A 25,064-nucleotide genomic window follows, 5' to 3' on the forward strand; every position below is an offset into this window, starting at 1 on the left:
CGCTACCTTTTTGTAATATTAATTTTTATACTTTTATAATGAGCTGTGATGATTTTTGAATTTATTGTCGTGTTTGTCCTTTTATAAATCCCTTTAATATTATTTTTAGAGTAAAGTCACACTATAGTCAAATATTGTTATTATTTTTAATTAAAAAGAAACAGATAAGACGCAACTCTTATCTAAATACTCTTGAAAGTTTCAATTGCTTTAATACGAGTTTCCTTTAAGTCAACAATCGGTTTGGGGTAATTCAACTGAAGATTAGTTTTAGCTGAGTAGGGTTCATGAATCACTTTATTATCTAGATGAGCTAACTCATCCACCCATTGACGAATGTAGTCTCCGTTTGGATCAAATTTCTTAGATTGAGCAATAGGATTAAAAATTCGGAAATAGGGTACAGCATCAGTTCCAGTTGATGCACACCATTGCCAACCACCATTATTTGCTGCTAAATCACCATCGATTAAGTGCTCCATAAACCATTGTTCACCAACTCGCCAATCAATGAGTAAGTTTTTACACAAAAACATAGCGGTAATCATGCGGACTCGATTATGCATCCATCCTGTTTTTTGTAACTGACGCATGCCCGCATCAATAATCGGTATACCTGTTTGGCCATTTTGCCATGCGGTTAGGTGCTCTGGATTATGATTCCACTTAATTTTTTGAGTATCTTTTTTAAACGGAATGTGTTTAGAAACATGTGGAAAATCAAGTAAAATATGCTGATAGAATTCTCGCCAAAGAAGCTCATCTAACCATGTTTGCTGCCATTCGTTTGCCAGATGGAAGTTGCCATGTTCAGCTCGAAAAAGGACTTGTAAACATTGGCGAATAGATAAAATTCCAAGATTTAAGTAGGGAGAAAGTTGGCTGGTTCCTTTTACATTTGGAAAGTCACGTTCTAATTTATAATGAGATAAATGATCTTCAATAAATACATCGAGCTGATCGAGAGCAAAATCTTCTCCAGTAGGCCATAAGTCTTGCAGCTCTTTAGAAATAGATGAGTCAAAAAAAGCTTCGATATCATCTAGACTTAAGCTTTTTATATTTGGAAAAGAGTCTGGATTGGCTTTTTGCTTTTTAGGAATTGGATAGCACTGAGGCAAACCGCTTATATCTAGTTTCGAATAGCATGCTTTTTTGAATGCACCGAAAACCTGATAGGGCTGCTGTGACTGATTACGAATAGAGCGTAAAGGAAAAATCGTACGATCATGAAATAAAAAAAGTTCTTTACTCTGCTGATTTAAAGCTTGTTGTACGGTTTTATCTCTTTTCAACTCATTCACGCCTACTTCTATATTTGAGTAAACATTTTCGATATGAAGTTGATGTGTGAGTTCGCAAATATAATCTGCAATATCTTTCCAGTAGGGAATCACTTGAATGATCAGTGGGATATTAAGCTGTTCTAATTCTTTTTTAAGTTGTTGAAGCTGACGTAAATAGAAATTAATTTTTATAGGTGCATCGTGATGTATTTTCCATTGCTCAGGCGACAAAATAACTAACCCAATTGAAGGTCCTTGTTGGCAAGCATGCCATAACGCAGCATGATCCCGAACTCTCAAATCCTGACGAAACCAAATCAGCTGATTTACGTTTGACATGAAAGATACCCTTATAAAGTTGAGTGAGTTAGAGGATTATTATCAAGATATTATATAAAAATAAATACATAAAAAAAGCAAAGCCGAAGCTTTGCTCTTATCATCTTTAAAGATGAATTAGTGGTGGTGACCACCTGCACCGTGTACGTGACCGTGATCTAATTCTTCTTCAGAAGCTTCACGGATTTCTACGATTTCAACTTCAAAAGTTAAATCTTGACCAGCAAGTGGGAAGTTAGCATCCACAACAATGTTGTCGCCTTCAACAGCTTTAACAGTTACGATCTGAACGCCGTCATCTGTTTGAGCTTGGAATTGCATACCAGGTTGAATGTTTTCAACACCTTGGAACATTTGAGCTGGAACTTCTTGTACTAGGTCTGGGTTGTATTCGCCATAACCTTCAGCTGCTGGTACATTAACAGTGAATTTTTCACCAACAGTTTTACCTGCTAATGCATTTTCTAGACCAGGAATGATATTGCCTGCACCGTGCAAATAGGCAAGTGGTTCGCCTTGAGATTGATCAAGTGTTTCACCCTCAGCGTTTGTTAATTTGTAGTGGAATGAAACCACGTGGTTATTTGCAATAGCAGTCATGTTTTTGATCCATTCAATCAATTAAAGCGTACATCATAAAGTGAAAAATAAATTTTGTAGACTACAAAATCTTAATCTTTGTCACTTTTTCTGATGCGTTTTTATATAAATAGGGATGAACTTAAAAAATTCAACTTAATACAGCTTAATTTTTGGACGTACGCGTCTTGTAAGTAAATCTTTCATTGTGAGTAGTCCAGCTTGAGTGTATCCATGAATCGTTGCTTGATGTAAACGATAGAGTGATACGTACATAGTTTTTGCTATATAGCCTTGTACACTCACATCACCAAGTAATTCTCCAACGGCTTTATTACGACTTAAAGACACGAGAGAACCTTTGTCGTTAAACGTGAACATTGGTTGTGAACGATTGTTTAATCGGGCAGCGATAGCATCGACTAAAAAGCTCGCTTGCTGGCTTGCAACTTGAGCACGCGGGCCAAGTGGCGGGTGTCTTGCATCAAGTTGGCAACGGGCGCAATCACCAAAAGCAAATACATTTGGGTCAGAATAGGTTTGTAATGTTGCGTAGACCATCAGGCGGTTAATATTATCGCGTTCAAAATCATTGAAACTTTCTAAAACTTTAGGTGCTTTTACACCAGCAGCCCAGACGGTAATATCACTTTTTAATTGATCACCATTACTAAAATAGATGGAATGCTCATCAATTTTTTCAACGCGATGTTTTGTTAAAACTTCAATGCCCATTTTTTTGAGCTGTTTTGCACTATGCTCAGCCGTTTTTTCACTTAGAGCAGGTAAAATGCGCTCAGAAGCCTCAATTAGGGTAATTTTAACTTGGTTGGGATGAATCTTCTTTAAACCATATCGATAAAAGTTTTTAGTCGTTTCAATGAGTTCGGCAGCAAGTTCTACACCTGTTGCACCAGCACCCACAATCCCAATATTTAAAGTCCGCTGATTTGGTTGATTTTGAGCTTCAATATAAAGATGTAATAAATCTTGCTGGAAAATATCGGCTTGTTTTCTACTGTCGAGGAAATGACAGTTTTCACGTACGCCCGCTGTATTAAAGTCATTTGACACAGAACCAAGCGCTAAAATAAGCGTGTCATAACTCAGCTCTTGTAGATGAGTTTGTTGATCCTTAGAAACTTGAGGGGGAACTAACTCAATTATTTTTTTATCTTTATTAACTCCAACTAATGTTCCAAGCACAAATTCATAGTGATGCTTTTCTGCATGGGCAAAATAGTTAGTTTGTTCTTCGTGTGGATTTAAAGATCCGGCAGCAATTTCATGAAGTAAAGGTTTCCAGATATGCGTCAGGTTTTGGTCAATTAACGTAATCTTCGCTTTATGAGTTTTCCCAAAAGTTTCACCGAGTTGTGTCGCAAGCTCTAAGCCTCCAGCACCACCACCAACAATTACAATATGATGTAAATTTTGGGTCATTTTTATCACCTAATTATTTTTCTATAAAAAAAAGATGGCTGAATTATGCCATCTTTTTTTTATAAAATTTATTGTGCATCTGTGCACAATTTGATGTTTTTAGTGCGAATCTAAAGGGTAGAGTTTTGCAGCACTATGTTCACTCGATGAAAAAATAGAGAAGAGGCTAGAAAACCACATCATGATTCTTTGGAAAATATTGGCTTCTTCAATATGTACGTTATCTTCAATTTGAAGACTACGGATCAGCTGGTTGTTTTGATAAATAGATACTGTTGCCAAACTCATGACTTTCATTAATGGTGCAGTTAATTGTTTTTCATTTAGTTCAATGTTTACATGTGTTTGAGTCTTTTCGAGTGGAGCAATCACTTTTGGCTGTAAATTGCTATCAAGTACTTGAATGCGTTGAGTCACATTGTCAAAAGTATTTAAGTCAATTGGTGCTGGGTCTGCATATAGCGACGTCGTTACAATCGTCGGTTGCTTTGTTGCGACCTTAAACATTTTTAAAGTCGATTTTACAACAGGCAGTTCGGCAATTAATTTCTGCTCAGGAATAATGACTTCATCGCGTGTGTAAGCATAAGCAAGGTTTATTAACTTATCTGCAATCTCAGCTCGTTTTACCGCACTCGGTGTACCTAAAACGATGACTAATAAACGTCTTTGAGCTAAGTCAGATGAGAATGAAGGACGTGAAGCTGTTAAAGCCAAATTATAACCAGCTGCTTTAGTATAACCAGTTTTTAGACCGTCAACAGATGGGTCATATTTCAGTGCAAGGTTTGTTGCATGATGGAAGCGTTGGTTGTAGCTAAAGCTTGGCATTTTTGAATAATGTAAATATTCAGGAGTTTGTTTAATTAAAGCCTGACCTAATAAGCTTAAATCATGAGCCGTAGTGTAATGATCAGGCATCGTAATTCCAGGAGGATTACTAAAATGAGTATCTTTCATACCCAAAGCTTGAGCTTCCTGATTCATACGTTGTACAAAGTGAGGCACATCACCAGAAATTTTTTCAGCTAAAGTCACGGCTGCATCATTCGCAGACATCACAATTAAACCTGCCAATAACTGATCAACTGAAATTTGTTCACCCGCTTTAAGATACATTTGTGATTCATCCCACTGCACGACACTTACTACCGGTGTTGCAGTAATGATTTCTTCTTTTTTCAGCTTTCCAGCTTTAATCTCTTTTAAAGCAATATAAGCAACCATCATTTTGGTTAAAGATGCTGGTGCGCGCTGCACATGGCTATTGTGCTCAGCAATAATTTGACCCGATTGAGTATCTACAATGGTCCATGCGGCGGCCTCAACACTTTCAGGTGCAATATTGAGTAACGCAGCATTGGTTAGGGTAGTGCAGAAAATACTGAAGAGGGTAAAAAGAGATAGAAAAAATTTCACGGATGACCTTAACTTTTACTGGCAAATACGGGACACAGATGCACAGCATGCTATGCCTTTTTTTAATTGAAGGCTAGTGGAAATTGTTGCCAAAAAATACATGTACGCAAGACGATACAAAAAAGTGATAATCTAATGTGAAGCCGTTCTTATTTTTAAATTGAAGAATTTATGTTGCATTATCAAATTGAGTTCGATGATTACAAACAGCACCTTGTTCACGTAACAATTCGTTTTTTAGCCAATCCGAATCAGGAACTTTGGCTGCCAACGTGGATTCCGGGTAGTTATCTAATTCGAGAGTTCTCAAAACATATTGAATCCGTTAAAGCTTACGATGAAGCTGGACGTATGTTGGATATTAAAAAAACGAGCAAGAATCGTTGGCGTTTATTTAATACAGATCACGAATTAATGACGATTGAATATGATGTTTATGCATATGATTTGTCTGTACGTGGTGCATATGTTGACCAGACACGCCTCTATATTAATCCAGCATGCGTATGTTTGGCTTTAGAAGGGCAGGAACAGTCTGCTTGTGAAGTCGAAGTTTTCTTGCCAGATGAATTAAAGCATTTTCAGTTAGCAACGGGCTTAGCTTCAAAAAGTCTAGTCAAAGGGCGCTTTACTTTAAAAGCCGATCATTATGATCAACTGATTGATAGTCCATTTGAACTGGCTGATCAAACGCGCTTTGGTTTTGAAACACATGGCATTGAACATGAGTTTGTAATTTCTGGCCCTCATAATGCCAATACCGATCGCTTAAAAGCCGACATTGAAAAGATTTGTACAGCCGAAATAAATATGTTCGGTTCCGCGCCATTTAAAAACTATACCTTCATGACGATGGCAACAGGGAATAGTTATGGTGGGTTAGAGCATTGCAATAGCACAAGTTTGATTACACCGCGTGAAGATTTGCCAAAATCGAATGAACCAACTGAACCTTCTAAAGACTATCAACGCTTTTTAGGCTTATGTAGTCATGAATATTTTCATTCATGGTTAGTCAAGTTTATCCGCCCAGAAAACTTTGCAAATTATAATTTGCATCAGGAAGGCTATACCTCTTTACTTTGGATATTTGAAGGCTTTACTTCATATTATGACGACCTGATTTTATTACGTAGTGGTGTAATTTCTCAGAAGTCTTATCTTGATTTACTCAAAGCACAAATTGATCGCTATTTACAAAACCCAGGCCGTTTTGTTCAAACAGTTGCTGAATCAAGTTTTGATGCTTGGATTAAATTTTATCGTCAAGATGAAAACTCGAATAACGCTGGCACCAGTTACTACAATAAGGGTGCTTTAGTTGCGTTGTGCCTAGATTTAGGTTTACGTCTACGTGGTTCTAGTCTTGATGCTTTAATGCGTCGATTATATGAAAATACTCAAAATGGTATGCAAGTAAACGAAAGAACCATTTTTGATTTATGTAAAGAACTGACGGGTGATAGTTGGATTGAACAAATTAATCATTTGATTAATACGACTGATGAATTACCGCTTGATCAATTGCTTCCTGAGTTTGGTTTAAGCTATCGAGTTAAAACCGATAAATCTTTGCCATTAGGCTTAAAACTTGCCGATAAGCCAGAAGGTGTGCTTGTACAAAGTGCTCGCCGTGAAAGCGTTGGAGCTAAAGCAGGTATTTCTGCCAATGATGTGATTATTGCAATTGATGGTTTAAAAGCATCCACTAAGCTTATCGAGAAGTATGCAAAACAGGGTGGCACTTATACTGTCTTTGCTTTCCGTCGTGATGAGTTAATATCTTTTGAAGTTGAGTTTGCTACATCTGATTTAACTGAAGTTGAACTTATAGTTGAAGATCAGGCTAAAACTGAAAAGTGGTTAAAAGCTTAGATTAAAGCTAAATAGTTTATAAAAAACCGATGTTTTGCACATCGGTTTTTATTTTTAAGTACGTCCAAATGGTGAAATCCGTTTTACCTTTGAGTTTATTTTGAATGAAAAGTATAATAATTGTCAGAACACTGAAAGATATCTCATGTAATTTAATGATGTTTAATGCCTGAAAAGTAATCTGAATGTGCGTATTACAATGACTTAGATATCAGAAAATTATCTATATATTTGAATTATGTATTATTTCGCTACGAAATGTCGTTATCACTGGATATTTCGTTGACTGGAAGGCGATGAGAGCCGATACTCTCAGGGTTTTATTTAAGCATATCGGTTCGTAGGCACTGGGCCAAAAGCTCGGTCCTCAACACTCAATCAAACGGAAGGGGCTATATATGGCTGGTGAAAAGTCAACTATTATTTACACACTGACTGACGAGGCGCCACTATTGGCGACCTATTCGCTACTGCCGATCATTGAGACCTTTACTAAGCCAGCTGGCATCGAGATTATTAAAAGTGACATCTCTGTAGCTGCACGTGTGCTCGCAGAATTCGCTGAATACCTAAGTGAAGAGCAAAAGGTATCCGACAACCTTGCAGAGCTAGGTCGTCTTACACAAGATCCAGATACTAACATTATCAAACTCCCGAATATCAGTGCGTCTGTTGCGCAATTAACTGCATGTATCAAAGAGCTTCAATCAAAAGGTTATGCAATTCCTGATTATCCGGAAAATCCTGCAACCGAAGAAGAAAAATCAATCAAAGCTCGTTATGGCAAGTGCCTTGGTTCAGCAGTAAACCCTGTCCTTCGTGAAGGTAACTCTGACCGTCGTGCTCCAGCAGCAGTTAAAAATTACGCAAAAAAACACCCTCATTCAATGAGCGAGTGGAAACAGTGGTCACAAACTCATGTTTCACATATGGAAGAAGGTGACTTCTACCATGGTGAAAAATCAATGACACTTGATCGCGCACGTAACGTGAAAATGGAACTTATCACGAACAGTGGTAAGAGCATTGTTCTTAAGCCAAAAGTTGCGCTACAAGACGGCGAAATCATTGATTCAATGTTCATGAGCAAGAAAGCACTTTGTGATTTCTATGAAAAAGAACTTGATGATTGTAAAGAAGCGGGTATTTTGTTCTCGCTACACGTAAAAGCGACAATGATGAAAGTTTCACACCCGATCGTTTTCGGTCACTGTGTGAAAATCTATTACAAAGAAGCTTTCGAAAAACACGGTAAGTTATTTGACGAATTAGGTATTAACGTCAATAACGGTATGGCTGGGTTATACGAGAAAATCGAAACTCTTCCAACGTCATTACGTGAAGAAATCATTGAAGACTTACATGCTTGTCAAGAACACCGTCCTGCGCTCGCAATGGTTGACTCAGCAAAAGGCATCACTAACTTCCATTCACCAAACGACATCATCGTTGACGCTTCTATGCCAGCTATGATCCGTGCTGGTGGTAAAATGTGGGGTGCTGACGGTAAGCAATATGATGCTAAAGCTGTTATGCCAGAATCAACATTTGCTCGTATTTACCAAGAAATGATCAACTTCTGTAAGTGGCATGGTAACTTCGATCCGAAGACTATGGGTACTGTACCGAACGTTGGTTTGATGGCTCAAAAAGCTGAAGAATACGGTTCTCACGACAAGACTTTTGAAATTTCAGAAGCTGGTATTGCAAACATTACCGATCTTGACACTGGTGAAGTGTTATTGACTCAAAATGTTGAAGAAGGCGATATCTGGCGTATGTGTCAGGTTAAAGACGCTCCGATTCGTGACTGGGTAAAACTTGCAGTAACTCGTGCACGTAACTCAGGCATGCCTGCGATCTTCTGGCTTGACCCGTACCGTCCACACGAAAATGAATTGATCAAGAAAGTACAAATGTATCTAAAAGATTATGATACGAATGGCCTTGATATTGAGATCATGTCTCAAGTTCGTGCAATGCGTTACACACTTGAGCGTGTAGTACGTGGTCTAGATACGATTTCTGTGACTGGTAACATTTTACGTGACTACTTAACAGACTTGTTCCCAATTATGGAACTTGGTACTTCTGCGAAAATGTTATCTATCGTTCCGCTTATGGCGGGCGGTGGTATGTACGAAACTGGTGCAGGTGGTTCAGCGCCAAAACACGTACAACAGCTTGTTGAAGAAAACCACTTGCGTTGGGATTCGCTAGGTGAGTTCCTTGCTCTAGCTGCTTCTTTGGAAGAGATGGGTATTAAAGAAAATAATGCTCGCGCTAAGTTACTTGCGAAGACTCTTGATGAAGCGACTGACAAGTTACTTGATAATGATAAGTCTCCATCACGCCGTACAGGTGAGATTGACAACCGTGGTAGCCATTTCTACTTGTCACTTTACTGGGCAGAAGCACTTGCTGCACAGGACGAAGATGCTGAGTTAAAAGCTAAATTTGCTTCACTTGCAAAAACTTTAGCTCAAGAAGAACCGAAAATTGTTGCTGAACTTGCTCAAGTACAAGGTAAACCAGCTGACATCGGTGGTTACTATGCAATTGATAAAGCAAAAGTAGATGCTGTAATGCGTCCAAGCGCTACATTTAATTCAGTGCTTGCAACTGTTAATGCTTAATTACTAACTCGTTAGTAAATAGCTCAAAAGCCGGTGCATATGCGCCGGCTTTTTTATATTTATAAAAATAAAAGTCGTAAAAAAAGCCCACCTAGGTGAGCTTTGAAAATTTACATCTTATCGATCATTGCGGCCACGACCACGTGGTGCTTTAGCACTTGGACGAGTTGTACCATTCGTTTTACGACGTGGTTTTTCACCTTCATCCATCTGCCAGATACGTTTTGTACCAGACTTCTTCGTAGAACCGTCTTTATTCTTACGAACCATTGGTTTACCGCCAGTACCACCTGGTTTTTTCACATATGAACGTGAACGATAAGGTTCTTCAGCAGGCACATCTTTAAAGTCAGGGTAAAGCAAAGGCTCAATTTCTTTAACATCCCCAGGTTTTAAGCCGAGTTGAACTAAATCAATTGAACCAATTTTAGTACGAATTAAACGTAAAGTTGGAAAACCTACCGCAGAAGTCATACGACGAACTTGACGGTTACGGCCTTCGCAAATTGAAATTTCAATCCAAGATGTTGGAATATTTGCACGAAAACGTACAGGTGGGTTACGTTCCCATAACCATTCTGGTTCACTTACTTTAATGGCGGTTGCAGGAAGCGTCATACCATCATTCAGTTCTACACCTTTACGAAGCTGCTCAAGCGCTTCTTCAGTGACATCACCATCAACTTGAACTAAATACGTTTTGTATTTTTTATTCGCAGGGTTGGTAATGAACTGATTTAGACCACCATGATCGGTTAAAAAAACTAAACCCTCAGAGTCCATATCAAGACGGCCTGCCAAACGCAAAGTCGGGTCATCAACAAAGTCAGAGACGGTCATATGCGCTTCGTCTTTACGAAACTGGGAGAGAACGTCATAAGGCTTGTTGAGAATGACAATTTTCATAAAAAATGGCTTCTTCTTTCAAATAACTAGAGAAAACATTGAGGTTTATTTAAGTGAGAAATTTTATTATTTCTCATATAAATCCCAAAAATGATTAAATTCAATTAAGCTATTATGCGTTAAGAAGAGTTGAAAGTATTGTGTATCGATAATTATTTTTAGTTAATTAAGTATTATAAAAGGGAGAATTCACACAATGGGTTATAAGAAGATTGTGGTTCCTGCAGATGGCGACAAAATTAAAGTAAATGCAGACCTGTCACTGAACGTACCAAATCATCCAATTATTCCTTTTATTGAGGGTGATGGTATTGGTGTAGATATTACGCCAACCATGAAAGCAGTCGTGGATGCTGCTATTTTAAAAGCTTATGGTGGCAAGCGTTCGATCGAATGGATGGAAGTGTATTGCGGTGAAAAAGCCAATAAAATTTATGGCAGCTACATGCCAGAAGAAACGTTCGAAGCACTTCGCGAGTTCGTTGTATCCATTAAAGGTCCTTTAACCACACCAGTTGGTGGTGGCATTCGTTCACTCAACGTTGCCTTACGCCAAGAATTAGATTTATATGTTTGCGTACGTCCAGTGCGTTGGTTTGAAGGCGTTCCTTCACCTGTTCAGCACCCAGAATTAACAGATATGGTGATTTTCCGTGAGAACTCGGAAGATATCTATGCAGGTATTGAATGGAAGGCCGATTCTGAAGAAGCTAAAAAAGTGATTAAGTTTCTTCAAGAAGAAATGGGTGTCACAAAAATCCGTTTCCCTGAAGGATGCGGTATTGGAATTAAACCTGTATCGAAAGAAGGTTCACAGCGTTTAGTTCGTAAAGCCATTCAGTTCGCAATTGAAAATGACAAGCCTTCTGTGACCCTTGTTCACAAGGGCAATATCATGAAATACACCGAAGGGGCATTTAAAGAGTGGGGCTATGAATTGGCTCTAGATCGTTTCGGTGGAGAACTAATTGATGGCGGTCCATGGGTTAAAATTAAAAATCCTAGAACTGGTAAAGACATCATTATTAAAGATGTGATTGCCGATGCGTTCTTACAACAGATCCTCATGCGTCCAGCAGATTACTCTGTTATTGCTACTCTAAATTTAAATGGTGATTATATTTCTGATGCTTTGGCAGCAGAAGTAGGCGGCATTGGTATTGCACCAGGTGCAAATATTGGTGGTGCAATTGCAGTTTATGAAGCAACTCATGGCACTGCGCCTAAATATGCAGGTCAGGATAAAGTAAACCCGGGTTCTATTATTCTTTCTGCGGAAATGATGCTACGTGATATGGGCTGGATAGAAGCTGCTGACCTGATCATTAAAGGAATTGCTGGAGCGATTGCAGCTAAAACCGTAACTTACGATTTTGAGCGTTTAATGCCGGGTGCAACCTTGTTACGTTGTTCTGAATTTGGTGGTGCGATTATCAAACACATGGAAGATTAAATAAATTTTGCTTAAGAAAGCCCTCGGTTGAGGGCTTTCTTTATTGCATAAATTCGGGATGTTTCGGAGTCTTAATAAAACCAGTTTTCTTTTGATAACTTTGGTCTAGAGCTTGAATAAAAAGAACAAAGGCAACTAGAAATAAAGGAAAGAGCAGAGTTTTCACGATTTGGTTTCTCCGAGAGTTGAGGTGAAAGAAGGGCGTACAGGTAGTAAAAGGCAAACTGCAAAGAGAAGAACGATTCCACCTAAAAGAAAGAGGTGGGCATAAGACCAATGCAAATGATGCAAAGTACTAATGACAACACCACCTAAAAGCTGAGTGCTAGCAAACCCAATAGTGGCAAGGCTCCAAAGCCTTTGATAACGTTGCTCATAAATCTGTAGAAGACTATAAGAACTAATAAATACGGTTGCGGGAGTGAGTAAGCCGGTCAGAAGCGAAGATAAGGCCAGTAAAGAAGTGGCATGTGAAAAGAAAGGTAAAACAACGGCTAGGCAGTAAATGCCATAGAGCCATTTAATGGCCTGTATATATCCCACTATTCGGCTTAAGCAATAAGCGACAAATGCACCAATGCAGCTTCCCACTCCATAGAGAACCCAAAATAAATTCCTTTGCTGTAATGGAAAATGCAGAGTTCCAGATAAATAATCCATCCAGAACAAAGAATGTGGAATATAGGCAAAGGCACTACACATATAGGCAATAATAATGACAAGGCCTAAACGTGATTTTTGTGAGGTTGCTAGAGTTGTCGATTGCGGTTTAATAATCTGGGCCGTATTACCTCTTAATAAGCGATAAAGAGTTAAGCTTCCTAATAAAGAAATACTTGCAAAAATATCCCAAACATAATGCACGGGCATATTTTTAAGTAAGGGAATAATGATGGTGGCAGATAACACACCCACACCAATTCCGCTAAATCCTAAAAAGTTAACTTTTAATCTTTGCGTGGTGAGGATGTATTTCATTGCAAAGCTAGGCGCTAAAATCATAAGTAAGCCGCCAGCAATACCTGAAATTGTGCGCCAAAAAATGAACCACACTATAGGCATATCCATGAATGAACAGCATAGTAGGCTGAGGCTGCCAGCTATAGTCGAAAGTACGATCATGGATGGAAAGAACTTTTCTTTAATACTCAATAGCGCTAATAAGGCACCTATGAGATAACCCAATAAATTTGCGCTGCCTAAGTAACTGGCAAAATCATGGGTCCAGTGGTACTGCTCGATCATGATGGGCATCAGGGCAGTATAGGAAAATCTAAAAATGCCAATTCCCAAGCAAGTTGCCAAAAAGACAACTAAGCTCATTCGATAAAACGTAGACATGAGAAGACGCTCAATTTTTTTATTATTAAAAGCGAGTTTATCAATCATTAAAAATGATTTAATATGATGGAGGTTATCTTGTTTTGAGATAGTGGTATGTTGCTTAAGTCTCTAGAGTTTTTTTTAGCTGTTGCAGAGAGTGGAAGTTTTTCATTGGCTGCACAAAAAATGTATACGGTTCAATCGAATATCACGAGCCATATAAAAAAACTTGAAGAAGAGTTAGGGGTTATTTTATTTAATCGTAATAACCCTGTGACTTTAACGAATGCTGGACAACAGCTACATAGTTACGCTGTTCAAATGATTGCACTGCATGACAAAGCTAAGAAAATCTTTCAAGAAGGTGATATTGACCCGAATGAAACTATTCGTTTGGGTAGTATGGAAACGACCGCAGCAATACGTTTGCCACAGTTGCTCAATCAATCTATGCAGCAATATCCTACTTTGCCTATTGAGCTTCAAACTCATCCGACCCGTTATTTATTAAATGCTGTACATCAGGGGGAATTGGACTGTGCTTTTGTGGCATCTAAACATTCGATTCCAGAGTTATATAGTTTTCCTGTGTGGCATGAAGAGTTGGTTTTGGTTTGCCCTAAGCAACAACAGAGTTTTCCAGACAAGGCAACCCTTGCAAAGACCAGATTTATTGCATTTCGGCAAGGTTGTTCATATCGACATGCCATAGAGCTTTTCTTGAATGACTTTAATATTCCGCCTTCGCAAATTATGGAAATGGGAAGCCTTGACGGAATCGTGAGCTGTGTAGAGTTGGGTGTAGGTTTTGCTTTATTACCGAAATCATATCTCACAAAAGTTGCAGATAAAGTTTCAGTCAATTGCTTTGGACTAAATACAGAATCTGCTTTTTTCACTACATATTTAGTTGCCCAGTTACCAGAAACATGGGGAACCAATTTAAAGCAATTTATTCATTTTATTGAGCAACAATTTGAATTAAAGGTTGCTTAAGTAGAGGCTGATTTTTATACATAAATATCTCACTTAATTTATAAATTAAAAGTGATATATATGTATTTAAAAGTCATTTTATATTCTCACGCAAGTTTGTAATCATCTTGATGCTATAAAATTGTTGAAAAGGGTAGTTTATATAGGCCGGCTATGGTCAAATATGCCCCCTTGAAAGATGACACAAGCAATAATTTGGAGTTTGGGAATGAATATACCCTTAATCATCAATATTGTGGTTTTTGTCGGGTTAATATTTTTACTCGCCCAAACACGTAAAACAGACTGGAGCTTATCGAAAAAAGTTCTGGCTGGCTTAGTTCTAGGTGTGGTGTTTGGTTTAGGACTACATTTGATTTATGGCGGTGGCCATCCGATTCTTGCTGAATCTATTAGCTGGTTTAATATCGTTGGAAACGGCTATGTAAAACTTTTACAAATGGTCGTTATGCCTTTGGTATTTGTGTCTATTTTGGGAGCGGTTGCAAAATTAAACCAAGCCTCATCTTTAGGCAAAATCAGTTTTTATACGATCGGTACTTTACTCTTTACAACACTGATTGCTGCACTGGTAGGGGTATTTGTTACTAACCTGTTTGGCTTAACGGCGAAGGGTTTAGTGCAAGGCGCTGCTGAAACTGCACGCTTAACTGCCATTAATACAGATTATGTTGGCAAAGTTACTGATTTAAGTGTACCGCAATTTATTCTTTCCTTTATTCCGAGTAACCCTTTTGCTGAATTAACTGGTGCCAACCCAACTTCAATTATTAGTGTGGTTATTTTTGCTGTCTTTTTAGGGATAGCAGCGCTTAACCTAATGAAAGATGATGCAGAGAAAGGCCAGCGTATTCTGACTGCAATTCAGACGTTACAGTCTTGGGTCATGAAGCTTGTTCGTTTAGTGATGACACTTACACCGTATGGTGTTTTTGCACTCATGACTAAGGTTGTGGCAAGTTCGAATGTTGCAGATATCTTAAATTTAGGTGGTTTCTTGGTGGCATCTTATTTAGGTTTAGCCATCATGTTTGTCGTGCATGCCATTATTTTGACTCTTACAGGTGTTTCTCCTGTTAAGTTCTTCAAAAAAGTTGCTCCTGTTCTGACTTTCGCATTTACCAGCCGTTCAAGTGCTGCAAGTATTCCACTGAGCATTGAAGCGCAAACTCGCCGTTTAGGTATTCCTGAATCTATTGCAAGTTTCTCTGCTTCTTTTGGTGCGACCATTGGTCAAAATGGTTGTGCGGGTTTATATCCAGCAATGTTGGCAGTCATGGTTGCACCAACCATGGGAATTAACACGCTAGACCCAATGTGGATTGCATCGTTAGTGGGTATTGTGACTTTAAGTTCAATTGGGGTTGCCGGAGTAGGCGGTGGTGCGACTTTCGCTGCGCTGATTGTTCTTCCAGCTATGGGCTTACCTGTGACTTTAGTTGCACTTCTTATTTCAATTGAACCACTCATTGATATGGGACGTACCGCGTTAAACGTAAATGGTTCAATGACTGCGGGTGTAGTTACCAGCCAATTTATGGGTCAGACCGATAAAGAAATATTAAACAGTGAAGATGAAGTTGAACTAACTCATCACTAATAAGCTGTAAGAGACGACTCAATCTAATTAGGTTGGGTCGTTTTTTTATGGGTAAATGATGGCTGTGATGCTAATTTAAAAAAAACTGTATCTGTTTTTCTTTTAAATAATTTTCGAAAATGAACCTATTACAAAAGAGAGCACTATCATGAAAATGTATCAAGTCGATGCTTTTACAAAAGAATTATTTCGTGGCAATCCTGCGGCTGTGATTGTTGAAAAAGAATGGTTGGATGCAGATTTAATGCAAAAGATAGCATTTGAAAATAACTTGTCTGAAACTGCTTTTGTAAAAATTATAGACTCTGAAAACTATGAAATCCGTTGGTTTACTCCAGCGGTTGAAGCAGATTTTTGTGGTCATGCCACCCTTGCGAGTGCTTTTGTATTATTTAAAGATTTTACTGACAAAAAGATTATTAATTTTCATGTACGAAATTTAGGGCTTTTTATCGTTCATCAAGATGATGATGGCAAAATCAGAATGAATTTTCCAATTCGCAAAGCTCAACAAGTTGAAGATTATCCGGCTACTTTACGTCAAGCATTAACCAAACCCTTTAAAGCGGTTTATCAAAACGTTCAAGCCTACATTGTCGAATATGAATCTGTGCAAGATGTGTTGGATGAGAAGCCTGACATGAATTTGCTCAAAACCCTAGGTAAACGGACTGCAATTACAACTACAGGAATGGAGGTTGCAATAACCTCAAAAGCAGACCAGCAATATGATTGTGTATCGCGTTATTTTGCAGCTGTCGCGGGCATTGATGAAGATCCTGTTACAGGTTCAATTCATACCGCAATAGCGCCGTTATGGGCAGAAAAACTGGGGAAAAATAATATTTTGGCTTATCAGGCTTCTAGTCGTGGAGGTGTTTTATATTGCAATATTCTCTCTGAAGAGCGTATTGAAATTTCAGGATATGGAAAGCTTTATATGCAAGCTGAAATTTTTCCTTAAAATATAAGGCCGTTTAAATAAACGGCTTTTTTTTCAAATCTTTACTATTAATGTCAGCTTAAATTTCCTACTATAGTGCCACAACTATTGATTTTTTATTATTCAAATTAATTGGTATTTATATGTTTATGCAGTTTAAACAACTGACTCTCTCCCTATGTATTCTTGGTTTAAGTGCTGCGTCTTTTGCACAAACCACACTAGTAAAAAGCAAGCAAAATATTGAGGAATATAAATTAGATAATGGTTTTCGGATTGTACTTGCACCGAATGACAAAGAAAATAAAATCTTTATTAATACCATTTATTTAACTGGTTCATTAAATGACCCGCAAGGTAAAAGTGGTTTAGCTCATTTGCTTGAACACTTGGCTTTTAAGGGGACAAAAAATGTTAAAGGGGAAGAATTCCAGCGTCGTTTAGATCAATATACATTGATGACGAACGCTAGCACCGATTATTACTCGACCAAATATACCAATATCGTTCGTCCGGAAAAGACTGCGCTCAATGAAGTGTTATATCTTGAATCGGAACGTATGGATAAATTAGTTCTACAAGAAAAATTTGTTCCTTCTGAAATTGAAATCGTAAAACGCGAACGTGAAGTCCGTATGGATCAGCCTTTTGCTGTCCTGATGGATCAAATGTGGAAGTCAGCTTATGGCAATCAATATTTAGGTCGTTTACCGATAGGTGATTTGCCTGAGCTTAAATCGATTAAAATGCCTGAGCTAGACCGATTTTATCGTAGTTGGTATGCACCCAATAATGCAGTCATGGTGATTTCAGGCAAGTTTGATAAAACAGATGTTTTAAAAACAGTTGATCAATACTTTAGTCCAATCGCGGCGCGTGATGTTCCGAAGCCTGTACAGATTCCTGTGCTCGACTCTACAAAAATAAAAAATCGTCAGTTCGTGGTGAAAAAGGGAAGTGATCTCGCTAAATTCCATATCTATATGAATGGTAAAAACACCAAAATTCAGCCGACACTCGCTTTAGCGCCTTTGTTATATACCATGCAACCAAGTGGTCACCTATACCAGAACATGGTTGAAACAGGTATTACCACAAATGTTGATGCGAGCACGTGGTTAGACCAAGATTTTAATGTGGTGTTTCTGGGTGCCATTTATGCACCAAGTAATGACCCTAAAAAAGTTGAAAGCTCTTTGTTAGCTGGTATTGAAAAGGGTAAGCCTTTTACTGAAGTTGAATTAAATCGTGTTAAGAGCTTAATGAAAACCCAAGGCGACTTGATTACTAAAGATGCGGTAGCACTTGGGTCACGTTTAAGTGATTACACTGTCGCTGGCGGTCAATGGGATCAATATTTTAAAGATTTAGATTCAGTAGAAAACGTTAAGTTAGACCAAGTGAATCAAACTTTAAAACAATTCCTTGTGTCTGAGCATCGTATTGACGGTGATATTTTACCAACTCCTGAAGATCAGAAAAAAGCTCAACAGCTAAATGCAAAAGAGGCACCTAAAACTCTAGATCAGGTAGAAGCAAAGGCAGAGCCTTTAAAAGATCCAAAGGTGTATCAACAAGAAGTCGCGGAGTTTTTAAAAGCTTCTAAGCAATATGTTGAAAGCAATGAGAAAAAGATTATCCGTGGAAAACTAAAAAATGGAATGAAGTACGCTTTATTCCCAGTTGAAACACGTGATGATCGTACTTATGCCACGATTACGATGGACTTCGGAACAGAAAAATCTTTATTTAATAAGGGTACGGTCGTTGATTTAACCTCATACTTATTGCTTCGTGGTTCTGATAAATACAGTTTGCAAGATATTGCCGATAAATCAATTGATGCGGGCGGTGCGGCTTATGCAAGTGCTGACGGCAATGGCATGACCATTAACATTCAGTCTAAATCAGAAAAATTTGATGAATTTTTCGAGTTTGTTCTTGATGTGATGAAAAATCCAAAATTTGAGCAATCTCAATTTGATTTAATTAAATCGCAAAGTTTATCAAGCCTTGATCGTCCTTATACCGAGCCAGATGTCGTGGCTGGTTTAACACTTTCACGTTTGCTTGAAGAATATCAACCGGGCGATTTGCGTTATCACTTTGAACCTGAACTGGCAAAACAGCAATTGAAAAACGCAACTCAAGAACAAGTGAAAGAGTTGTACGAACATTTCTTTGCAATGAACCATGCTCAAATTGCCATTACGGGTAAATTTGATGCGAAAAAAATGCAGAAATTACTTAATCAGGAATTTGGTCGTTGGAATGGTAAACAGCCTTATCAAAAAATCTTGATTAATCATGTTGATTTTCCAGCACAGCAAGTGCATGTTTTGTCTGAGCAGCGCGAATTTGGTAGCTACCAGAGTGTGCTTTCAATTCCAGTTGGGAAAAACCATCCAGATGCATCTGCATTAATTTTACTTAACTATATTTTAGGTGAGTCTCAAATTTCATCACGTTTGGCTCAAGAGCTTCGTGAGAAAAATGCGCTAGTCTATGGTTTTGGAAGTGGGCTGCAACTTGACCGTGACACGAATGTAGGGGCATTAAGCATTAGTGCAAATTATACTTCGGGTCGCTCAGCACAAGTGTCTGCATCAATACATAAAGTGTTGAATGACTTGTTAAAAAATGGTGTGACTGAGCAAGAGCTTGCAGCAGCTAAAGCAGATATCATGAAGAAACGCGTTACGGCATTAGAAGATGAACGTAATATTCATGGAATGTTAAATCTACAGCTTGAAACAGATAAAACATTACAAGACCGTGTTCGACATGATCAGAACTTGACTAAATTGACTGTTGCAGACGTAAATGCAGTAATTAAAAAGTATATTAAACCTGAACATTTAGTCGAGGTGATGGCTGATCAATATGGTCAGGCAGCAAAAAAATAAAGTCTTATCACAAATAAAAAGCCACTAAATTGTGGCTTTTTATTTGCGTATTTAAAACATATTAATGATCATGTTTATGCGCATGAAAATCTTCATTTTTACGGAAACGTAAATAATTTTCGAACTGTTCACAGTACTCATCAAAATTATCTTCAAGCATCATTTGAAATTGTTGCACAAGATAAGACATAACTTGATCTTTAGCAGCGCGCATTTCATTGCCATCTTTAAAATTATTTGCTGCTACCCACGTGTTAAAACGGGCACTAGCAAACAACATTGCTGCGCTTACTTGACCACGCAGTTCGGCTGGATCTGGTTTTTCACCTTTTGGCGGGCGACAAAAATCATTGGCTTGTTTAATGAATTCATCCGCACGCTCAAAGAAAACAGCATTTAAAGCTTCTTCTTCAGTAACATCTGTTGCATTGATCTTTTGAGACATGACTTATTCCCGCAAAAATAGAGCTGCTTATTATAGGCAAACCCTTGCGGAAACAAAACCTTTCACTTAGTCTGTAAATAGCCTAAGTAAAGGGGAATCTAATATGCAAGATGCAATTGCTATTCAAACTTTAAAAACAGATATTGCTTTATTACGCCAGCATGTTTTTCCACCTCAATATTTAGAGCATGTCGAAGGGCTGCCGATTTATTATGGCTTGCAAGAAGAAGTCGAAAATTATTATCACCAATGGCAAGGTCTAATCGAAAGGGCACAAGAGCTTTTTCAGCCATTTATGGAAGATGAATTACCAGATGCCATTCATTTGCCAAGTCATTTAAATTTACCGCTATTCTTTTTTCATGTAGATCGAATTCGGATTAATAAAACACGCGCAAAAGAATCTAAAACTTTCCGTGGTGTTGCGAGTCTTATTGAAAAATGCGGGCAGTTCGAAACTGATCAGATTTTTACGATGCAAGAATGGTTGCAGAGCGACGATACCGCGGCTCTAGTTGCTCACCGTGAATTCATTGATTTAAGAACCTATGTATTCCAGCATGGGCAAAGTGAATATACCCGTTCACGGTTTTATACCAATGGTATTGTGTTAGGGGTTGAACCGCATTTTAAATTGGTCGATGCCCGTGATAAGCCAAGAAAGCAACGTAGTGATAGCTATAATGACCCGTTAGCAGATAACGGCGTGTGGAAAGTATTTGGTAAATACAGATAAAAGTCGCTGCACGTTTACAGCGACTTTTCATAAATTACCAGAAAGTTTCAGCTTGACTAAAAGTTTGTAAAGCTTTGGCAGACCGTTTTTGTAGGTGAGGTTGTTTGGCTTTTACCCAGCCTAATGCAAACCAGAAAGACGAGTCATTTTCGACAACCTTATTGAAAATACCTTCCGCAATAAATAAGTCGTTATATTGACCTAAGGTGTTTTGTACAGGTTGTAGCTGTTTTAAATATTGCTGTACTTTTTTGTCAGGATAAAGGCTTGAAATAAACTCAACACAATAACGTAACTGCTTAGCTATCTTTCGTATTTTGTGCTGTTCAGTAACTTCAAGCTCAGTGAAATGTTCAGCATTGCTAATCACTTTATGATGTAATTTATCTAAACTCTTTTTAATATGTTTTTTTAACCCAGCTGTTTTGTTCTTTGAATCTTCTTCTGAATACGCAAATGCTAATAAATCGAGTAATAGCTTAATCGTATCCGCAGAGGTAAAGAGTGTTGAGAGTTCTTTTGAAGGCTGCGCTGAAACGGGTAGTAAAAGTTCTGGTGAGCCATGTTGTTGAATGACAGGTAACACCTCGGTCCGAATAGCATCTTCATCACGAGTGTCTCCAAGCTTACGAAAAAGCTCGGCAATTTGTTCTTCCCAAACAGGATTTAGCTCGCCTGACCAGCTAGAGAAATGTTTTAGTGCACTGCGTAAACGACGTAAACTTACACGTGCCTGATGAATATGCTCAGCTTCGGCAACTCCATCGGCAACTCCATCGGCAATTGCAGCCATATTTGGTAAGAATTGTCCTAAACAGTTTTCGATAATTTTTTTGAGGGCTTGTTCGGCTGTAGTATCTTTATTTAAAGTGAGAGCTTTGGCGTGAACAGCGGGTGAGACTGCTTGTCCTAGTGCTAATAAATTACCACGCTCGGCTTTGCTTCTTACATCGAGCCATAATTCATAACGATCAATCCATTGATGTGCAAACTGAATTAGTGTTTTAACTGCACCTTGTTTAAGCTCAAATTCGACTTCACAAATTATACTTTGCGTATCTGCTGTTTTTACGACCCCATCATCTAAGCAAACTTCAATAGCCGTATTATCTGCTTCAAACACATGATAGGTGCGCTGTACATCAGTCTCAAACTGCAAACTTAGTTTTTCAGCTTGCGTTCCTAAAACTGCGTTAATTAAATCAGTTACGACTTTATTATCTTGATATAACGCAAGGTTTAAGTCAGGTTCTTGGTCACACGCACCTAAATGAATTTCTTCTTCAACACGGTGCAGGTGGCTTTGCCCTGCGGCTTTAAATGTTTGTACCCATTGATCATCTTCTTTACGTAAACGTAAGGCCATGCCATTTTTTGCGAGTAATCGATCTGGGGTGTCGTAATACTTTGCCTGTAAGTGAATATTTTTTGCTTTATGTTTTTTTAAGTATTGCTGAACAGTTTTTTTCTTCGATTCAGGTAACTGAAACTTTAGTTCGACTTCGACCATAATATATCTCCCTGAATCAGGTATTTAAACTATCTTGAATAAGTATAATAGCTTAGTACTAAAAGTAATGGTTTTGATAGAGAAAGTTACAATCAAACATATGACGCTTGGCTTTTATTTGGGTGTACAATCAGGTGACGTTTTGATCAAATAAAAATCAGGAAGATGATCGTGAATGCACCAGTAAACTTTAGCCATGAAGCTCCGCCAGAGTTTGAATTGCCGATTAAAAACTATCAGGAATTTTATCGTTTTTATTTAACTGAACACCGTAACATCATGAGCAGACGCTTACATGTGGTGGGTAGCAGTATTGGCATATACTTTTTTTCAAAAGCAATTCGTAAGAAACAAGTAAAATATGCACTCTATGGTTTGGTAGCTGGTTATGCAAATGCGTGGGTTGGACATTTTGTGTTTGAAAAAAATAAGCCTGCCAGTTTTAAACAACCTTTCTATAGCTTTATTTCTGATTGGCGAATGTTGTCTGATGTTGCACGTGGTCGTTTGAGTTTGACGGATCGTAAGTATGACAAAATACCAAGTTAATTTTTACTTTCTATTCTTAATATACCGATTGGTACTGGTAAGCCTATAGCAATCGGTACTTATGATGTCTTATAAATCCGTTATACTAGCGAAGTTTTTTAAAGCGAGAGTAGAGTATGCGCGGTTTATATCTCATTACCAATGATGACCCAATCCAATTATTATTAGAAAAACTAGATGCCGCGCTCGCAACTCGTCAGGTTGCAATTTTACAGTACCGCCGTAAGAAAGTAGAAAAAGCCGACCAGCCTGCTGAAGTTGAACAGATCAAACTTTTATGTGAAAAATATCAAGTTCCTTTTGTGATTAATGATGACCTAAAACTGGCCGCTCAGTTTGGATTAGGTGTGCATTTAGGGCAAAGTGACGGTGAAATTACCGATGCAAAATCACAGTTACCAGAAAATGTCATTATTGGCCGTACTTGCCTGAACTCGCTAGAGCTTGCACAAAAAGCAATTGCAGATGGCGCGACTTATATTGCATTTGGTGCAGTCTACGCGACCTCTACAAAACCTGAAGCAGGTAATGTGGGCATCGAAGTGATTAATCAGGCAGCAGCTCAATATGATTTACCCATTTGTGCGATTGGTGGTTTAACTGTTGAAAACTCAAAACCTGTGATTGAGGCTGGGGCTGACCTGTGTGCAGTCATTAGTGATATATTAGGCCGATCAACTGCTGAAATTCCTGCCCGTGTACAGGCGTGGGCACAATTATTTTCTTAAGCTTTCAAAATTATTTTTTAGATATTTAAGACGAGCATTTCCATGAGTTTATCTCCAAAGCAAGAACAGTTATTTAAACAAGCCAGTAAACACATTCCAGGTGGTGTGAACTCTCCGGTACGTGCCTTTAATGGCGTTGGAGGAACACCTGTTTTCATCGAGAAAGCAAAAGGTGCTTATTTGTGGGATGTGGATGGTAAGCGTTATGTTGACTATGTTGGTTCTTGGGGACCAATGATTTTGGGTCATGCTCATCCAGAAATTATTAAAGCAGTACAAACAGCCGCAGAAGATGGTTTAAGTTTTGGTGCGCCAACCGTACATGAAACAACGTTGGCAGATATTATTTGTGAAATCATGCCATCAATTGAAATGGTACGTATGACGAACTCTGGTACAGAAGCGACCATGACCGCTATTCGTTTAGCACGTGGTTACACTGGCCGTGACAAAATTGTGAAGTTTGAAGGTTGCTACCACGGACACTCTGACTCACTTTTAGTAAAAGCAGGTTCGGGCTTACTCACTTTGGGTGAGGGTGAGCCGACTTCAAAAGGTGTTCCTGTTGATTTTGCTAAACACACTTTAACGCTGCCTTACAACGATATTGCTGCATTAAAAGAATGTTTTGTGAAATTCGGTCATGAAATTGCTGGTGTCATTATTGAGCCTGTCGCAGGTAACATGAACATGGTGAAACCAATCGACGGTTTCTTACAAGCCATTCGTGATGTATGTGATGAATATAAATCTGTATTTATTATTGATGAAGTGATGACGGGTTTCCGTGTTGCTTTAGGCGGCGCTCAATCGGTTTATAACGTTAAGCCCGACTTAACGACTTTAGGTAAAATTATTGGTGCAGGCTTACCCGTTGGTGCATTTGGCGGTAAACGTGAAATCATGGAATGTATCGCTCCTTTAGGTGGTGTATACCAAGCAGGTACATTATCTGGAAATCCACTTGCTATGCGTGCGGGTATCGAGATGTTCAAACATTTACGTCAACCAGACTTTTACAGCAATTTATCTGCTCAACTTGAAAAGTTACTTGTAGGTTTACAAGCCGCAGCTGATGAAGCGGGTATTCTATTTAAAACTCAGCAAGCTGGCGCAATGTTTGGTCTTTACTTTACCGATCAAGAAGACATTACAAGCTTTGACTCTATGTTGGCATGTGATATTGAAGCTTTCAAAAAGTTCTTCCATGGCATGTTAAAGCGCGGTGTAAACTTGGCACCTTCAGCATTTGAAGCAGGTTTTATTTCATCTGCTCACTCTGATGAAGATATTGAATATACGATTCAAGCTGCCAAAGAAACTTTCGCTGAAATGAAGTAAGCAAAAAGCCCGTGTTAAACGGGCTTTTTAATTTGAGCTATTTTTTATTTG

20 protein-coding genes are annotated in these 25,064 nt (G+C 38.4%); 11 read left to right on the forward strand and 9 right to left on the reverse strand.

What is annotated here, in order from left to right:
• Positions 1 to 182 precede the first annotated feature (182 nt).
• From F935_RS02225 to F935_RS02240, 4 genes are all read right to left on the reverse strand, one after another.
• On the reverse strand, positions 183 to 1,625 hold the full coding sequence (locus F935_RS02225; protein ID WP_016137409.1) for a cryptochrome/photolyase family protein: 1,443 nt from the start codon (positions 1,623 to 1,625) through the stop codon (positions 183 to 185).
• A gap of 117 nt (positions 1,626 to 1,742) precedes the next feature.
• A complete protein-coding gene (locus F935_RS02230; RefSeq protein WP_016137410.1) occupies positions 1,743 to 2,225 on the reverse strand; it encodes an FKBP-type peptidyl-prolyl cis-trans isomerase in 483 nt (160 codons plus the stop codon).
• A 135-nt stretch (positions 2,226 to 2,360) separates the two neighbouring features.
• Positions 2,361 to 3,647: an NAD(P)/FAD-dependent oxidoreductase gene (locus tag F935_RS02235; protein ID WP_016137411.1), complete on the reverse strand. Its 1,287-nt coding sequence runs from the start codon at positions 3,645 to 3,647 to the stop codon at positions 2,361 to 2,363.
• A gap of 99 nt (positions 3,648 to 3,746) precedes the next feature.
• Positions 3,747 to 5,066 carry a D-alanyl-D-alanine carboxypeptidase PBP6B gene (locus F935_RS02240; RefSeq protein WP_016137412.1) on the reverse strand — a complete coding sequence of 440 codons (1,320 nt, stop codon included), beginning with the start codon at positions 5,064 to 5,066 and terminating at the stop codon, positions 3,747 to 3,749.
• 171 nt (positions 5,067 to 5,237) lie between these two features.
• Between F935_RS02240 and F935_RS02245 the strand changes: the two genes are divergently transcribed.
• Both F935_RS02245 and F935_RS02250 read left to right on the forward strand, forming a co-directional pair.
• On the forward strand, positions 5,238 to 6,941 hold the full coding sequence (locus tag F935_RS02245; RefSeq protein ID WP_016137413.1) for a M61 family metallopeptidase: 1,704 nt from the start codon (positions 5,238 to 5,240) through the stop codon (positions 6,939 to 6,941).
• A gap of 398 nt (positions 6,942 to 7,339) precedes the next feature.
• Positions 7,340 to 9,577, forward strand: coding sequence for an NADP-dependent isocitrate dehydrogenase (locus F935_RS02250; protein WP_016137414.1), 2,238 nt, complete (start codon positions 7,340 to 7,342; stop codon positions 9,575 to 9,577).
• A 117-nt stretch (positions 9,578 to 9,694) separates the two neighbouring features.
• On the opposite strand, the gene F935_RS02255 is transcribed toward F935_RS02250, so the two are convergent.
• Positions 9,695 to 10,483, reverse strand: coding sequence for an rRNA large subunit pseudouridine synthase E (locus F935_RS02255; protein WP_016137415.1), 789 nt, complete (start codon positions 10,481 to 10,483; stop codon positions 9,695 to 9,697).
• Positions 10,484 to 10,679: 196 nt separating this feature from the next.
• Between F935_RS02255 and icd the strand changes: the two genes are divergently transcribed.
• The gene (gene icd, locus F935_RS02260) at positions 10,680 to 11,936 is read left to right on the forward strand and encodes an NADP-dependent isocitrate dehydrogenase (RefSeq protein ID WP_016137416.1); all 1,257 of its coding nucleotides are present in this window, start codon (positions 10,680 to 10,682) and stop codon (positions 11,934 to 11,936) included.
• Positions 11,937 to 11,976: 40 nt separating this feature from the next.
• Here the strand turns inward: icd and F935_RS18160 are convergent, their stop codons facing one another.
• A complete protein-coding gene (locus F935_RS18160) occupies positions 11,977 to 12,102 on the reverse strand; it encodes a hypothetical protein (protein ID WP_080645512.1) in 126 nt (41 codons plus the stop codon).
• The gene (locus tag F935_RS02265) at positions 12,099 to 13,325 is read right to left on the reverse strand and encodes a YbfB/YjiJ family MFS transporter (protein WP_016137417.1); all 1,227 of its coding nucleotides are present in this window, start codon (positions 13,323 to 13,325) and stop codon (positions 12,099 to 12,101) included. Before F935_RS02265 ends, F935_RS18160 begins: the two co-directional genes overlap by 4 nt.
• A 48-nt stretch (positions 13,326 to 13,373) precedes the next feature.
• Between F935_RS02265 and F935_RS02270 the strand changes: the two genes are divergently transcribed.
• The 4 genes from F935_RS02270 to F935_RS02285 all read left to right on the forward strand — a co-directional run bounded on the left by F935_RS02270 (position 13,374) and on the right by F935_RS02285 (position 19,704).
• Complete coding sequence (locus F935_RS02270) at positions 13,374 to 14,255, forward strand: LysR family transcriptional regulator (protein WP_016137418.1); 882 nt, start codon at positions 13,374 to 13,376, stop codon at positions 14,253 to 14,255.
• Positions 14,256 to 14,463: 208 nt separating this feature from the next.
• On the forward strand, positions 14,464 to 15,855 hold the full coding sequence (locus tag F935_RS02275; RefSeq protein ID WP_016137419.1) for an L-cystine transporter: 1,392 nt from the start codon (positions 14,464 to 14,466) through the stop codon (positions 15,853 to 15,855).
• Between the two features lie 148 nt (positions 15,856 to 16,003).
• Positions 16,004 to 16,819, forward strand: a complete 816-nt coding sequence (locus F935_RS02280; protein WP_016137420.1) for a PhzF family phenazine biosynthesis protein — start codon at positions 16,004 to 16,006, stop codon at positions 16,817 to 16,819.
• Between the two features lie 122 nt (positions 16,820 to 16,941).
• A complete protein-coding gene (locus tag F935_RS02285; protein ID WP_016137421.1) occupies positions 16,942 to 19,704 on the forward strand; it encodes a M16 family metallopeptidase in 2,763 nt (920 codons plus the stop codon).
• A gap of 61 nt (positions 19,705 to 19,765) precedes the next feature.
• On the opposite strand, the gene F935_RS02290 is transcribed toward F935_RS02285, so the two are convergent.
• Entirely contained in the window at positions 19,766 to 20,149 is a 384-nt protein-coding gene (locus F935_RS02290; protein ID WP_016137422.1) for a DUF3144 domain-containing protein, read from the reverse strand.
• 103 nt (positions 20,150 to 20,252) lie between these two features.
• Here F935_RS02290 and F935_RS02295 point away from each other — a divergent pair, with 103 nt between their 5' ends.
• Positions 20,253 to 20,885, forward strand: a complete 633-nt coding sequence (locus tag F935_RS02295) for a hypothetical protein (RefSeq protein ID WP_016137423.1) — start codon at positions 20,253 to 20,255, stop codon at positions 20,883 to 20,885.
• Positions 20,886 to 20,919: 34 nt separating this feature from the next.
• On the opposite strand, the gene F935_RS02300 is transcribed toward F935_RS02295, so the two are convergent.
• Complete coding sequence (locus F935_RS02300; protein ID WP_016137424.1) at positions 20,920 to 22,395, reverse strand: CYTH and CHAD domain-containing protein; 1,476 nt, start codon at positions 22,393 to 22,395, stop codon at positions 20,920 to 20,922.
• Positions 22,396 to 22,560: 165 nt separating this feature from the next.
• Here F935_RS02300 and F935_RS02305 point away from each other — a divergent pair, with 165 nt between their 5' ends.
• The 3 genes from F935_RS02305 (at position 22,561) to hemL (ending at position 25,013) form a co-directional block, all read left to right on the forward strand.
• On the forward strand, positions 22,561 to 22,944 hold the full coding sequence (locus tag F935_RS02305) for an Mpo1-like protein (RefSeq protein ID WP_080645514.1): 384 nt from the start codon (positions 22,561 to 22,563) through the stop codon (positions 22,942 to 22,944).
• A gap of 116 nt (positions 22,945 to 23,060) precedes the next feature.
• Positions 23,061 to 23,672 (forward strand): thiamine phosphate synthase, encoded by a 612-nt coding sequence (gene thiE / locus F935_RS02310; RefSeq protein ID WP_016137426.1) that lies wholly within the window; start codon positions 23,061 to 23,063, stop codon positions 23,670 to 23,672.
• A gap of 42 nt (positions 23,673 to 23,714) precedes the next feature.
• Positions 23,715 to 25,013: a glutamate-1-semialdehyde 2,1-aminomutase gene (gene hemL, locus F935_RS02315; protein WP_016137427.1), complete on the forward strand. Its 1,299-nt coding sequence runs from the start codon at positions 23,715 to 23,717 to the stop codon at positions 25,011 to 25,013.
• Positions 25,014 to 25,064 lie beyond the last annotated feature (51 nt).

This window comes from Acinetobacter calcoaceticus ANC 3811, from assembly GCF_000399665.1.
Classification (GTDB): domain Bacteria; phylum Pseudomonadota; class Gammaproteobacteria; order Pseudomonadales; family Moraxellaceae; genus Acinetobacter; species Acinetobacter calcoaceticus_B.

Bases quoted from the DNA above. Each gene is read 5' to 3' on its own strand.
- F935_RS02225 (WP_016137409.1), bottom strand. From the start codon at position 1,625: ATGTCAAACGTAAATCAGCTGATTTGGTTTCGTCAGGATTTGAGAGTT.
- F935_RS02230 (WP_016137410.1), bottom strand. From the start codon at position 2,225: ATGACTGCTATTGCAAATAACCACGTGGTTTCATTCCACTACAAATTA.
- F935_RS02235 (WP_016137411.1), bottom strand. From the start codon at position 3,647: ATGACCCAAAATTTACATCATATTGTAATTGTTGGTGGTGGTGCTGGA.
- F935_RS02245 (WP_016137413.1), top strand. From the start codon at position 5,238: ATGTTGCATTATCAAATTGAGTTCGATGATTACAAACAGCACCTTGTT.
- F935_RS02250 (WP_016137414.1), top strand. From the start codon at position 7,340: ATGGCTGGTGAAAAGTCAACTATTATTTACACACTGACTGACGAGGCG.
- F935_RS02255 (WP_016137415.1), bottom strand. From the start codon at position 10,483: ATGAAAATTGTCATTCTCAACAAGCCTTATGACGTTCTCTCCCAGTTT.
- icd (WP_016137416.1), top strand. From the start codon at position 10,680: ATGGGTTATAAGAAGATTGTGGTTCCTGCAGATGGCGACAAAATTAAA.
- F935_RS02265 (WP_016137417.1), bottom strand. From the start codon at position 13,325: ATGATTGATAAACTCGCTTTTAATAATAAAAAAATTGAGCGTCTTCTC.
- F935_RS02270 (WP_016137418.1), top strand. From the start codon at position 13,374: ATGTTGCTTAAGTCTCTAGAGTTTTTTTTAGCTGTTGCAGAGAGTGGA.
- F935_RS02275 (WP_016137419.1), top strand. From the start codon at position 14,464: ATGAATATACCCTTAATCATCAATATTGTGGTTTTTGTCGGGTTAATA.
- F935_RS02280 (WP_016137420.1), top strand. From the start codon at position 16,004: ATGAAAATGTATCAAGTCGATGCTTTTACAAAAGAATTATTTCGTGGC.
- F935_RS02285 (WP_016137421.1), top strand. From the start codon at position 16,942: ATGTTTATGCAGTTTAAACAACTGACTCTCTCCCTATGTATTCTTGGT.
- F935_RS02290 (WP_016137422.1), bottom strand. From the start codon at position 20,149: ATGTCTCAAAAGATCAATGCAACAGATGTTACTGAAGAAGAAGCTTTA.
- F935_RS02295 (WP_016137423.1), top strand. From the start codon at position 20,253: ATGCAAGATGCAATTGCTATTCAAACTTTAAAAACAGATATTGCTTTA.
- F935_RS02300 (WP_016137424.1), bottom strand. From the start codon at position 22,395: ATGGTCGAAGTCGAACTAAAGTTTCAGTTACCTGAATCGAAGAAAAAA.
- F935_RS02305 (WP_080645514.1), top strand. From the start codon at position 22,561: ATGATCGTGAATGCACCAGTAAACTTTAGCCATGAAGCTCCGCCAGAG.
- thiE (WP_016137426.1), top strand. From the start codon at position 23,061: ATGCGCGGTTTATATCTCATTACCAATGATGACCCAATCCAATTATTA.
- hemL (WP_016137427.1), top strand. From the start codon at position 23,715: ATGAGTTTATCTCCAAAGCAAGAACAGTTATTTAAACAAGCCAGTAAA.